The organism is Phocaeicola sp. HCN-40430 (genome assembly GCF_037890285.1).
Taxonomy (GTDB): domain Bacteria; phylum Bacteroidota; class Bacteroidia; order Bacteroidales; family Bacteroidaceae; genus Phocaeicola; species Phocaeicola acetigenes.
The window spans coordinates 1-13635 of sequence record NZ_JBBKBS010000011.1 but is presented as its reverse complement, the minus strand read 5'-3'; the positions used below and the strand labels follow the sequence as shown (position 1 = coordinate 13635).

Genomic DNA, 13635 nt, shown 5'->3' with positions numbered 1-13635 from the left:
ACTTTTTAAAAGAGATTAGTTATGAAAATATTTAATTTTTTATTTTTAATATTACTGTTTCTAACAGGCTGTAAAAATGCAGAAGATTTAAATACCGGCTTGTACTTTACAGGAACAGAAATAGACCCTTTGATGAAAGTAGCTGTTGAAGGCCCTACGGATTTTGCTCTTACTGTTAGTTCTACTGTGAAGGCTCCGACAGATACAAGAATCAAGATTGCTGCAAATCCTGATCTGGTGGAAGCGTATAATATGAAGTATAAGAAAAATTATAAGGCTTTGCCTGAGGGAAGCTATAATTTGTCTACAGATGAATTGTATCTGGCTGCAGGAGAAACTGTTTCGGAACAGGTTACGGTGGCTCTTACTTCTTTGGATGACTTTGAAGAAGGTGTAACATATTGTATGCCGATTTCTATTGTAAGTACTGATGGAGAAACTCCTGTGCTTGAGTCTTCACGAACAGTATATGTAGAGTTCGTACGTACGATCATAACCAGTGCAGCTTCTACTACATGGAATTATTTCCGTGCTCCGTTCGACAAGGATAATAAATGGAGTGCTGTTCCGAATCTTACTTTAGAGGCTCGTGTATATGTGAATCAGTTCCAGCGCTCCTTCCCTAACATCAGTTCTGTAATTGGAATAGAAGAACATTTCCTTCTGCGCTTTGGTCATGGAACTGTGGATAACATGAATCAGTTGCATCTTGCCGGTGGTGGATATGAGGTGACTGCTCCTTTCAAATTCTCTACACATACGTGGTATCATGTAGCTGTGACCTATGATGGAGCTAAGATTCGCATATTTGTCAATGGAGTAGAAGATGCTTCTGTAGATGCTCCTCGTGGTCCGATTAATATAGCTTTGAATGAGGGATTGCACGATGGATTTAATGTAGGTAAGTCTGCTGGAGGACGCTATATGGATGGTATGGTTAGTGAAGTCCGGGTATGGAGTAAAGCTTTAAGTGGAAGTGATCTGTTGAATAACATGTGTTATGTAGATCCGGCAGCCGATGGATTGATTGCTTATTGGAGATTTAATGAAGGTGAGGGAGATATTGTAAAAGATCTAACAGGCCATGGCTATGATATGGTAGATAATCGTAAAATAACTTGGAAGGAAGGGGTTCGTTGTCCTAATTGATTATCTTGTTTTTAATAGGATTTAAATATAACAAACAAAAGTTTATTTAATAGATTAAACTTTAAGTATTTAAGAGAATACATTTTATTAAGAGCTGCTCCTTTTTTAGTTGCAGCTCTTTTTTTGTCAAAACACTTTCCGAATGTTTTGGAACTTCACGTCTTGATGGATTGAACTGTATGAGAAAATACTGAAAAATGACGATAATAATGGCATATAAAGCGATAGTATTCCATCTTCTTTAATATGCCATCTTACGTTTTAGAGGCGTTTACTGAATATTCTTATATGGATTGTTTAGTTTTACTTTAGTATTGTTTTGGTATAGAATAGACCGTCGGTTTGCTTCTCGTATGCAGCCACAAGATATTTTGTTGTTTAATAAAGAAATAGTATTGCTTGGATATAGAAATGTCAGTCATTATTCTATAATTTACAATTTAAACTTGTAGTTTAAATAACATAAAAAAGTTTTTCTGCATTTTTATAAATCGGAGAAAATATGTATATTTGCACGCAATAAAATCTAAAGCATAAAGCCCTATGTCATTTATTGCAGATAAAGTTGTAATGGATGGATTGACTTACGATGACGTATTGTTAATCCCTGCCTATTCTGAAGTATTACCTAAAGCTGTCGAACTCTCGACAAAGTTTTCACGCAACATTGATTTGAAAATTCCGTTTGTAACCGCTGCCATGGATACTGTTACCGAGGCACAGATGGCTATTGCCATTGCTCGTGAAGGAGGTATCGGTGTAATCCACAAGAACATGTCTATTGAAGAACAGGCTCGTCAGGTAGCAATTGTAAAACGTGCCGAAAACGGTATGATTTACGATCCGGTTACCATAAAGAGAGGTTCTACTGTAAAGGATGCATTGGATATCATGGCCGATTATAAAATCGGAGGTATTCCGGTGGTAGACGATGAAAACTATCTAGTTGGTATCGTAACTAATCGCGACCTTCGTTTTGAAAAGGATTTGACAAAGCGTATCGATGAGGTGATGACAAAAGAAAACATTGTGACTACCGATCAGGCTACCGATATGGAAACTGCCTCAAAGATTCTGCAGGAAAATAAAATTGAAAAACTGCCGGTTGTAGATAAAGACGGTAAACTGGTTGGTTTGATTACTTATAAAGATATTACAAAGGCTAAAGATAAACCGATGGCTTGTAAAGATGCAAAAGGACGTTTGCGCGTAGCTGCCGGTGTAGGTGTGACTGCTGATACATTACAGCGTATGGAAGCTTTGGTAAACGCTGGAGCAGACGCTATTGTAATTGATACAGCACATGGCCATTCTCTGTCTGTAATTGAAAAACTGAAAGAAGCTAAAAAGCGTTTCCCGAATATTGATATTGTAGTAGGTAATATTGCTACTGGAGAAGCTGCTAAAGCTTTGGTTGAGGCTGGTGCAGATGCAGTGAAAGTGGGTATCGGTCCGGGATCTATCTGTACAACTCGTGTGGTAGCAGGTGTAGGGGTTCCTCAGCTGACTGCTGTATACGACGTGGCTAAGGCCTTGGAAGGTACAGGTGTTCCTTTGATTGCTGATGGTGGATTGCGTTATTCTGGTGATGTAGTGAAAGCATTGGCTGCCGGAGGTTACTCTGTTATGATTGGTTCACTGGTAGCTGGAACAGAAGAATCACCGGGTGATACAATTATCTTCAACGGACGTAAGTTTAAGTCTTATCGTGGTATGGGATCGCTGGAAGCAATGGAAAATGGTTCAAAAGACCGTTACTTCCAGGGGGGTACTACTGATGTGAAGAAATTGGTTCCAGAAGGTATTGCTGCTCGTGTTCCTTATAAGGGAAGTTTGTACGAGGTAATCTACCAGTTGGTGGGTGGTTTGCGTGCCGGTATGGGATATTGTGGTGCTCATAATATTACAGAACTTCATAATGCGAAGTTTACCCGTATCACTAATGCAGGTGTATTGGAAAGCCATCCTCACGATGTAGCTATTACTAGCGAGGCTCCTAACTATAGCCGTCCGCAATAAGGATAGAATTATATTATAGTTTTATATATTTGTCATCCTGAATAAAGCGTGACCTTTATTGTTTGAATAAAGGCTTCCGTTTTGTTCAGGATGGCTTGTTCATAGAGGAATATTAGACTGATTATGTGGAAACGGACTTTATCATGTGGAATATTGTTATTGTTCATGGCGTGTTTGGCTTATGGAGAAAACAATGAGGTCTTGTTACGTGTCAACGGAGAAAATGTGACAACGAATGAGTTTGGCCGTTACTTGAAAAAATATGCGGCTTATCATCATCGTGTGAAACCACAGGATTATCTGAGTGATTTTGTCCTTTTCAAATTGAAAGTAACAGATGCATTAATGCATCGATGGGATACATTGCCTGACTTTAAACGCCAGTATACGGCTCTTCGGGAGGACTTGTTGAAACAGAGTAGCAAGTATCAGAAGAGTGTGGAACAGGAAGAAAAAATAGGCTTTTCGTGTCTGACTTTACCGCTACCACAACGGGGGAGTAAACAGGAAGAGGCAAAAGCTTGTGCATGTATGGATTCTGTATATGCTTTTTTACGTCAGGGAGGTTCTTTCGATGATATTGCCACTCGATGGTCGGATCGGATAGATTACCGGAAAGAGGTCTGGGAGTCTGAGGTTTGTTTGCTGAATGAGTTTAAAGAGCAGTTGTCCATTCTTTCCGAAGGATGTTTTTCTTCCCCTTTCTTCTCTCCAATGGGGCTTCATATTATTCGTTATTTAGGCCATAAGGGAGAGGATATTGTCTGCTTGCCGGTAGAAAACTCAACCGAAAAAGAGGATACGCTATATTGGAAAGAAATACACGATGGCTTATTGGCTTCGTATTGGGACAAGCGAGTAAAGGTTTTGCCCGATGAACTTCCTCAGCAGGAACTGGAAGATTATTTTCATCGGAATCGGAAAAAGTATCAATGGGAATTTCCTCATTTTAAGGGAGCCGTTGTACATTGTTCCAATAAAAAGGTTGCTTCGAAGATAAAGAAGCGTTTAAAGAAACTTCCTATGGAGCAATGGGCGGATGAACTGTCACGGTGGGGAAAGTCTGACTCTATTTTCCGCTCGGAGATAGAAGTGGGATTATTTCAGATAGGAACGAATGCATATGTCGATAAACTCTCTTTTAAGTGTGGAGAGTATCCTGTACATCCTCGTTATGCTTATTCATTTGTTATGGGAAAACGGTTGAAGAAGGGGCCGGACAGTTATCGGGATGTATACGATGAGGTTGTTAAAGATTTTCGGAAAGAAAAAGAAACAGTCTTTTTGGAAAATCTGATGCAGCGTTTTCATGTAGAAATAAAGCAAGACGTTTTAAAAACAGTTAATTGTGACAGAAATAATGAAGAATAATGTATCTTCGTTCACTAATTTATAGGTAATTGAAATAAATGACAAAATTAAGTATAGTCGTAGCCGGATTAATCACATTGGCAGGGTGTAGCCAGGCGGTAGACCACAATGGAAAAACTCCATTGGTGGGTATCGGGAAGGATTTCCTTTATAAGGAGGACTTGGAGGCAGTAATACCTGTGGGGTTAAGAGGGGAAGACAGTACTTCTTTTGCTAAGAAATATATACATAATTGGGTAGAAGAAACTCTTCTTTTCCAAAAAGCAGAAGGGAATATACCTAATAGCCGGAAAATTGATGAACAGGTTGCTTCCTATCGGAAAGCTTTGATTATGCATACTTACCAGGAGGAATTGGTGAATCAGCAGCTTGGTACAGAAATTACAGAAGAGGAAATCGAAAAGTATTACCAGCAGAATGTGGGTATGTTTCGTGCAGATCAGCCTTATGTTCAGGGCCTATTCTTGAAAGTCCCGGTTAATACCCCTCAGTTAAATAGGGTACGTTTATGGTATAAAAGTAGTTCGGCAGATGCGATAGATAAACTGGAAAAATTCAGTATTGGGCATGCGGTTAGTTATGATTACTTTTATGATGCCTGGAAACCTGTAGCTGAACTGTCTGTAAAATTGCCTTTGAAACAGTTGGATACAGACTTGGAGTATTTGGATCGTAACCGGAACATAGAATTGAAAGATTCTGCTTTTTGTTATTTCTTGCATGTGGAAAAATTCTTGCCGCAAGGTCAGCAATTGCCGTTGGAGTATGCCAAAGGTGAAATAAAAGAGATATTAATTAATTTGAAGCGGGTTGCCTTTATTAATCGGATGAAAAACGATTTGTATCAGGACGCTTTGGAAAATAACGATGTAATTTATTATTAGAATCCAAAATGAATAAATGTAAGTTTGTCAGAACCTGTGTGTGTCTGCTCCTGTTGTGTGTAGGTGCTTCTGCTTACGGACAGGATAATGTGATAGACGAAGTAGTGTGGGTGGTAGGAGATGAGGCTATCCTGAAATCGGACGTAGAAAACGAACGTTTGAATGCCCAATATGAAAACCGTCGTTTCGAAGGAGATCCTTATTGTGTGATACCTGAAGAGTTGGCTGTGCAGAAATTGTTTTTGCACCAAGCTGAAATTGACAGTGTGGTCGTTTCAGATCAGGAAGTCCTTCAGCAGGTGGAAGCACGTACAGCGTGGTTGATTGATCAGATTGGATCGAAAGAAAAAATGGAGGAGTACTATAACAAGACTTCTACCCAGATTCGTGAAATGCTTCGTGAGAATATCCGCGATGGGCTTACCGTGCAGCAAATGCAGCAGAAAATTGTCGGTGATATTAAACTGACTCCGGCTGAAGTGAGAAACTATTTTAGTAAGTTGCCGCAAGATAGTATCCCTTTTGTCCCAACTCAGGTAGAAGTGCAGATCATCACGCAGGAGCCTAAAATACCGGAAGAAGAAATAGAACGAGTGAAAGCTCAGTTGCGTGAATTTACTGAACGTATAAATAAAGGAGAAACAACTTTCTCTACTTTGGCACGTTTCTATTCAGAAGATCCGGGCTCGGCACGTCGTGGAGGTGAATTTGGATTTACCGGACGTGGAGAGTTGGATCCTGCATTTGCGAATGTGATTTTTAATATGACAGATAATAAGAAGATTTCGAAGGTGTTCGAATCTGAATATGGCTACCACATTGCTCAGTTGATAGAGAAGCGTGGTGACCGTGTAAGTTTCCGTCATATTCTGATAAAACCGAAAGTAGACGAGAAAGATATTAATGCTGCTTTGAGCCGTTTGGATTCGATTGCAGATGATATCCGTAAAGAGAAGTTCTCTTTTGATGATGCTGCTACTTGGATTTCTCAAGATAAAGATACAAGAAACAACCATGGTTTGTTGGCAAATCCTCAGACCAGTACATCTCGTTTTGAAATGCAGCAATTGGCAGGTTTGGTTTCACAAGATTTGGCAAAGGTGGTAGAAGGTATGCAGATTGGTGAAATCTCAAAACCTTTTACTATGATTAATGCAAAAAACGGAAAGCAGGTCTGTGCTATTGTGAAACTGAAGAATCGTATCGATGGTCATAAAGCGACTATTACAGAAGACTATCAGCGTCTGAAGAGCATTGTGACTGCAAAAAGAAGCGAAGAAAAACTCCAAAAGTGGATTGTAGATAAACAGAAGAGTACATATGTACGCATTAATCCTAATTGGAGAAATTGTGATTTTAAATATCCGGGATGGATTAAGAAGTGATAAATCAGCATGTTTATAATACCATATGCTTGAAAAGAAAAATAGAAAATATATTTGGAGCGGGCATAGGGTACTTTTATTAAGTATCCTGTGCCTGTTCGGCTTTTGTCTTTTGGCACAGCAACCGGTGCAGCAAAAAGAAGAACCTCAAGTTGCGACTCAGAAAAAGAAACAGCCTAAGAGTAAGGTTTATTTGATACATTCGGATTTGTTGCGTAAGGATGCCCGACATCCGGATGCACAGGTTGTGGTGGGGAATGTAGTTTTCCGCCACGATAGTGTGTATATGTATTGCGACAGTGCTTATTATTATGATAAAATAAGTTCATTTGAAGCTTTCAGCAATGTGCGTATGGAACAGGGAGATACTTTGTTTCTTTACGGAGATCATCTGTATTATGATGGAAACTCTCAGATTGCAGAGATGCGTATGAATGTGCGTATGGAGAACCGTACCACAACGTTGCTTACAGATAGCTTAAATTATGACAGGGTATTTAATTTAGGCTATTATTTCAATGGAGGTACATTGATGGATGAGCAGAATGTACTGACTTCTGACTGGGGACAATATAACCCTTCGACAAAACAGTCGGTGTTTAATTATAATGTGGAATTGGTAAATGCACAGTTTACCTTGACTTCGGATACATTGCAATATAATACAGCTACTAAAGTGGCCAATATTGTAGGACCTTCGGATATTTGGAGTGATAATAATCATATTTATTCGGAAAAAGGAACTTATAATACTTTTACCGGAAAAGCGTTATTGCTCGATCGTTCTATTTTGATGAATGATGGAAAACAGTTGACAGGAGATACCTTATATTATGACCGTAATAACGGATTGGGAGAGGCTTTCTGGAACATGGAGTTGAAGGATACAATCAATAAAAACATGATGACGGGTGACTATGGTTATTACAATGAGAAGACCAAATATGCTTTTGCTACGAAACGTGCTGTAGCAATTGATTATTCACAGCGTGATAGCTTATTCTTGCATGCTGATACTTTATTGATGGAAACTTTTGCACTCGATACAGATTCGACGTATCGGGAAATGAGAGCTTTTCATAAAGTCCGTTTTTATCGTGTTGATTTGCAAGGTGTAGCCGATTCTTTGGTCTTTTCTTCGAAAGACAGCTGCTTGACTATGTATAAGGACCCAATCCTTTGGAATAATAATCAGCAGTTGTTGGGTGAAAAGGTGTTGATGTATATGAACGATAGTACAATAGACTGGGCTCATATCGTCAATCAGGCACTTTCGGTAGAAGCACTTGATTCTGCCCGTTACAATCAAGTGACTGGAAAAGAAATGAAGGCATATTTCAAGAATCGTCAGATGTACAAAACAGAAGTGATAGGCTCTGTGCGTGTTGTTTATTATCCGATGGATTCAGACAGTACATTGATTGGAATGAATGTATCAGAGACTAGTAAACTGGATATATATTTGGTAAATCAGCAGTTGGATAAAATGGTGATGAGTCCGAAATCAAATGGTACGCTTTATCCGATGAATCAGATACCTCCAGGTACGGACCGTTTGGGGAATTTCGTATGGTTTGATTATATTCGTCCGTTGAATAAGGAGGATATATTCAACTGGAGGGCTAAAAAAGTTAGCGATCAGTTGAAGAAGAATACGAGAGAACCAGTTGAATTACCAAATCAGCATTTGTTTGACTCCAAAAAGAAACAGTAGCTATGGGAATGTTTACGATGAGAAAACCACGTGCATATCATCATGAATATATATACGTGGATGAGAGAAAAGAAAAATTGCAGAAAATAGAAGAGAATGCCAAGCGCGATTTAGGTATGGCGCCTCCGAAAGAATTTTCTCCAGAAGACATCCGGGGTAAGTTTATAGAAGGTACTACGTATCTGAAACGCCGTAAGGAAAGTGGACGAAAACCGCTGACCTATGGAGCTTTGTTCATCGCTATTGCGGTGTTATTGTATATTTTGCATTATTTGGTGACGGGAGAATTTTCTTTCTAAAAAGATTGTTATGAGCGATGTGATTCGTTTACTGCCCGACTCCGTAGCTAATCAGATTGCGGCGGGCGAGGTGATACAGCGTCCGGCTTCTGTTGTAAAGGAGTTAGTCGAAAATGCGATAGATGCCGGTGCACACCACATTGATGTGTTAGTGACAGATGCCGGCAAGACATGCATTCAGGTGATAGACGATGGAAAAGGTATGTCTGAAACAGATGCCCGATTGGCATTTGAACGTCATGCTACATCCAAGATTCGGGAGGCTGCCGATTTGTTTTCTTTGCGTACTATGGGGTTCCGAGGTGAAGCCTTGGCTTCAATTGCAGCTGTTGCACAAGTTGAATTACGTACTTGTCAAGAGGGAGAACAATTGGGGACTTCTATCATTATTTCCGGTTCTAAAGTAGAGAGTCAGGAAGCTGTGGCATGTGCTAAAGGCAGTAACTTCAGTGTGAAGAATCTCTTTTTCAATATACCTGCACGCCGTAAATTCCTGAAGTCGAATCAAACAGAACTTAGTAATATTCTTACCGAGTTCGAACGTATTGCATTGGTAAATCCTGATGTATCGTTTACTTTACACCATAATGATACGGAAATGCTGAATCTTCCGGCTATTCAACTCCGTCAGCGTATAATGGGTGTTTTTGGGAAAAAGTTGAATCAAGATTTACTCTCTCTTGATATCAATACGACGATGGTGAAGATACATGGTTTTGTTGGAAAACCCGAAACTGCACGTAAGAAAGGGGCACGTCAGTTCTTTTTTGTAAACGGTCGTTACATGCGTCACCCTTATTTCCACAAAGCAGTAGCCGAGGCATATGAAAACCTTATACCTACAGGAGAGCAAATTTCTTATTTTATTTACTTCGAGGTAGATCCTGCCAATATCGATGTGAATATTCATCCTACAAAGACTGAAATTAAGTTCGAGAATGAACAAGCGATTTGGCAGATACTTTCGGCTGCAGTGAAAGAAACATTAGGACGTTTTAATGCAGTTCCTTCTATTGATTTCGATACGGAAGGAAAACCAGATATTCCAGCGTTCGATTCATTGCCGTATAGTGGGGTAGAGCCTCCGAGAACATCGTATGACCCTTCATACAATCCCTTTAATACCCCTTCACCGGTATCTCCTTCATCCTATTCTTCGGCTTCGTATACTCCTAAGCAGCAGGGAGGGTGGGAGCCGTTCTATCAGGGACTTGATAAAAAGAGTTCGGGTTCAGCTGACTGGCAATATTCTGCTTTCCCGGAAGAAGAAATGCCGGCAGTACCAGTCGAAGAACCTCAGGCTCCATCTTTGTATGATGAACAGCCAGAAGAAGCAATTGCAGAAAAAGCAGCTCAACATTATCAGTATAAAGGCAGTTATATTTTGACCTCTGTAAAATCGGGACTGATGATTATTGATCAGCATCGGGCTCATGTACGTATTTTATACGATCAATATATGGAGCAGATGGAGAAAAGTCAACATGCTTCACAGCGAATGTTATTCCCCGATATGGTTCATTTTTCACCGGCAGAAGTACCAGTGCTCGAAGAAATAATGGACGATCTTCATGCTTTAGGATTCGACTTGAGCAGTTTGGGAGGTGGTTCGTATGCGATTAATGGAGTTCCTGCAGGAATTGAAGGGTTAAATCCGGAAACACTTGTTACCAATATGGTGCAGACTGCTATAGAGAAAGGCTGTAAAGTAAAAGAAGAAGTGCAGAGTATGCTGGCTTTATCGTTGGCCAAGGCTGCAGCTATTGTGGCAGGTCAGGTACTGACGAATGAAGAAATGAATAGTTTGGTGGACGGATTATTTGCTGTATCCACTCCAAACTATACCCCGGACGGCAAGACTGTTCTGTCAGTACTGAAGGAAGACGATTTGGAGAAACTTTTCAAATAGGCCTATATTCGTACGGAAAAGTAAGAGAAAAACAGTAGAATAATATCAGATAAGTGAAAGGTTCCGCAGTCTTGGGAAAGAAGACTTGCGGAACTTTTTTTATTGAATAAAGATGAATAAACAGCTTGTAAACAGTAAGAATATAACCTCACTATAGTGTATGCAAACAAAAATAAATGTTACTTTTTCAATTAGTTACAGATTAATTTGTACCTTTGCACTGAATTTATAATAAAAAAGGTATGAGTTATAATTTACTGAAAGGAAAAAGAGGTATTATTTTCGGTGCTCTGAACGAACAGTCTATTGCATGGAAAGTAGCAGAAAAGGCTGTAGAAGAAGGAGCGATAATCACTTTATCCAATACTCCGGTAGCTGTACGTATGGGAGAAGTTTCGGCATTGGCTGAAAAATTGAACTGTGAAATAATCCCGGCAGATGCTACAAGCGTAGAAGATTTGGAAAATGTATTCAAACGTTCTATGGAAGTATTGGGCGGTAAGATCGACTTTGTATTGCATTCTATCGGTATGTCACCAAACGTACGTAAGAAACGTACTTATGATGACTTGGATTATGATATGTTGAATAAAACATTGGATATTTCGGCTGTTTCTTTCCATAAAATGATTCAGGCTGCCAAGAAGTTGGATGCTATCAATGAATACGGTTCTATTTTGGCTTTGAGCTATGTAGCAGCACAGCGTACATTCTACGGTTACAACGATATGGCAGATGCTAAAGCATTGTTGGAATCTATTGCACGTAGCTTTGGTTATATTTATGGACGTGAACACAATGTTCGTATCAACACTATTTCTCAGTCGCCTACAATGACAACTGCCGGTTCTGGTGTGAAAGGTATGGATAAACTTTTCGATTTTGCCAACCGTATGTCTCCTCTGGGAAATGCTTCTGCAGACGAATGTGCTGACTACTGTATCGTAATGTTCTCAGACTTGACTCGTAAAGTAACTATGCAGAACTTATTCCACGATGGAGGTTTCTCAAGCGTCGGTATGAGTTTGCGTGCAATGGCTACATATGAAAAAGGTCTTGACGAATACAAAGACGAAAACGGTCATATTATTTACGGATAATCCCATCCCCTTTTGCGGATGATTAGAATAGTATCCATATTATTGTTAAGTATAATCGCCTTTTCTGCTTGTCAGTCCGACAAGCAGAAGGGCGATACTTTGTTTAATAAGGATATTAAAGTGGTCCGTTACGATCGCTTACAATACGAAGCTTCGGTTCTGAATAGCTTTTCGGCTTTACAGAAAATGAATTTAGAGTATCCGCAGGCTACCAGACTGCTGATAGAAGATGTATTGATGATAGGCAATGTATCCGAGCCGGATATTAATGAACGTTTGTGTGCCTATTATTCTGATACAATTTTATTGCAGTTGATGGCAGACGCAGAAAGTAAGTTCAAAAATATGGAGTCTATAGAACAGGGCTTGACCGAGGCATTTAAAACATTAAAAAAAGAAATACCTTCTTTCCCTATTCCGGTTGTTTATTCACAGATTTCTGCGTTAAATCAGTCGGTTGTAGTAGGGGATAGTTTGTTGGGCTTTAGTATCGATAAGTATCTTGGTGAAGATTATCCTTTGTATGAGCGCTATTATTATTCTTATCAGCGTCGTACAATGAATCCCGACCGTATTCTTCCTGATTGTCTGACGTCTTATCTGTATAGTTTGTATCCTTTTCCATGGCTTACGGAATATCGCACCCTGTTTGATGTGATTATGTATAGAGGGAAAATTCATTGGGTTGTAAGTCGTTTACTCAAGAAAAGTAAGTCGTACGAGTCCTTCTTGGGGTATACTAAAGAGGAAATACTTTGGTGCAGGAAAAATAAAAAAATACTGTGGGATTGGATGGTCAATCAGGGACATTTATGGAGTAAAGATCCTATGATTATTCGAGCTTATACACATCCGGATCCCAGTATGGTGTTTAAAGGAGAGAAGATTCCTCCTCTTATAGGAGTTTGGATGGGAATGGAGTTGACGGACTTGTATATGCAACAGCATCCCAACTTGACAATCGAAGAGTTATTGTCACGCATTGATTTCAGAGATATTAGAAATGTAAAATTCTGATTATAACGAGTGTTCAAATCATGGATATTGCTTTATATTTATTGCCTGTCACATTAGGTGATACGGCTATCGAAAAGGTTTTGCCTTCATATAACAAAGAAATAATTTTAGGAATCAAGCATTTTATTGTAGAAGATGTGCGTTCTGCCCGTCGTTTCCTGAAGAAAGTAGATTCCGGCATCAATATTGATGAATTGACATTCTATCCGTTGAATAAGCACACTTCTCCGGAAGATATTTCCGGATATCTTAAGCCGTTGGCAGAAGGACAGGCTATGGGAGTTATATCAGAGGCCGGATGTCCGGCTGTAGCCGATCCGGGAGCCGACGTGGTGGCGATTGCCCAGCGTCGCAATATGAAAGTTGTACCTTTGGTAGGTCCTTCTTCTATTATTCTTTCGGTGATGGGATCTGGTTTTAATGGACAAAGTTTTGCTTTTCATGGTTATTTGCCGATTGAACCTTCCGAGCGAATGAAACGTATCAAAGAGTTGGAACAGCGTATTTATACCGAAAACCAGACACAGCTTTTTATAGAAACTCCTTATCGTAACAATAAAATGATGGAGGATATTTTAAAAGCCTGCCGACCACAGACAAAGCTGTGTATTGCTGCCAATATCACTTGTGAAGGGGAATATATTCACACAAAGACAATTAAAGAGTGGAAGGGTAAATTACCCGATCTGGCTAAAATCCCTTGTATTTTTCTGATTTATAAGTAATAATATATATAGATAAAATTAAGGCTTTCAAGCAACATCATTATTGCTTGAAAGCCTTAATTT

At 39.4% G+C, this 13635-nt stretch carries 11 protein-coding genes; all 11 read left to right on the top strand.

Going from position 1 to position 13635, the window contains the following annotated elements:
• The first annotated feature begins 21 nt into the window (after positions 1–21).
• The 11 genes from WKU26_RS06540 (at position 22) to WKU26_RS06490 (ending at position 13572) form a co-directional block, all read left to right on the top strand.
• On the top strand, positions 22–1149 hold the full coding sequence (locus tag WKU26_RS06540; RefSeq protein ID WP_340321346.1) for a DUF1735 and LamG domain-containing protein: 1128 nt from the start codon (positions 22–24) through the stop codon (positions 1147–1149).
• 543 nt (positions 1150–1692) lie between these two features.
• Complete coding sequence (gene guaB / locus WKU26_RS06535) at positions 1693–3168, top strand: IMP dehydrogenase (RefSeq protein ID WP_340321345.1); 1476 nt, start codon at positions 1693–1695, stop codon at positions 3166–3168.
• Positions 3169–3291: 123 nt separating this feature from the next.
• Positions 3292–4539: a peptidylprolyl isomerase gene (locus WKU26_RS06530; RefSeq protein WP_340321344.1), complete on the top strand. Its 1248-nt coding sequence runs from the start codon at positions 3292–3294 to the stop codon at positions 4537–4539.
• A gap of 38 nt (positions 4540–4577) precedes the next feature.
• Entirely contained in the window at positions 4578–5423 is an 846-nt protein-coding gene (locus tag WKU26_RS06525; protein WP_269876740.1) for a peptidyl-prolyl cis-trans isomerase, read from the top strand.
• A gap of 8 nt (positions 5424–5431) precedes the next feature.
• On the top strand, positions 5432–6808 hold the full coding sequence (locus tag WKU26_RS06520; protein ID WP_340321343.1) for a peptidylprolyl isomerase: 1377 nt from the start codon (positions 5432–5434) through the stop codon (positions 6806–6808).
• A gap of 25 nt (positions 6809–6833) precedes the next feature.
• Positions 6834–8522, top strand: a complete 1689-nt coding sequence (locus WKU26_RS06515) for an OstA-like protein (protein ID WP_340321342.1) — start codon at positions 6834–6836, stop codon at positions 8520–8522.
• 2 nt (positions 8523–8524) lie between these two features.
• Entirely contained in the window at positions 8525–8821 is a 297-nt protein-coding gene (locus WKU26_RS06510) for a hypothetical protein (RefSeq protein WP_340321341.1), read from the top strand.
• A gap of 10 nt (positions 8822–8831) precedes the next feature.
• Positions 8832–10730, top strand: a complete 1899-nt coding sequence (mutL, locus tag WKU26_RS06505; protein WP_340321340.1) for a DNA mismatch repair endonuclease MutL — start codon at positions 8832–8834, stop codon at positions 10728–10730.
• A gap of 242 nt (positions 10731–10972) precedes the next feature.
• Positions 10973–11830 (top strand): enoyl-ACP reductase FabI, encoded by an 858-nt coding sequence (locus WKU26_RS06500; protein WP_340321339.1) that lies wholly within the window; start codon positions 10973–10975, stop codon positions 11828–11830.
• 18 nt (positions 11831–11848) lie between these two features.
• Positions 11849–12847: a gliding motility protein GldB-related protein gene (locus WKU26_RS06495; RefSeq protein WP_340321338.1), complete on the top strand. Its 999-nt coding sequence runs from the start codon at positions 11849–11851 to the stop codon at positions 12845–12847.
• A 20-nt stretch (positions 12848–12867) separates the two neighbouring features.
• Entirely contained in the window at positions 12868–13572 is a 705-nt protein-coding gene (locus WKU26_RS06490) for an SAM-dependent methyltransferase (protein ID WP_338158698.1), read from the top strand.
• Positions 13573–13635: the final 63 nt, after the last annotated feature.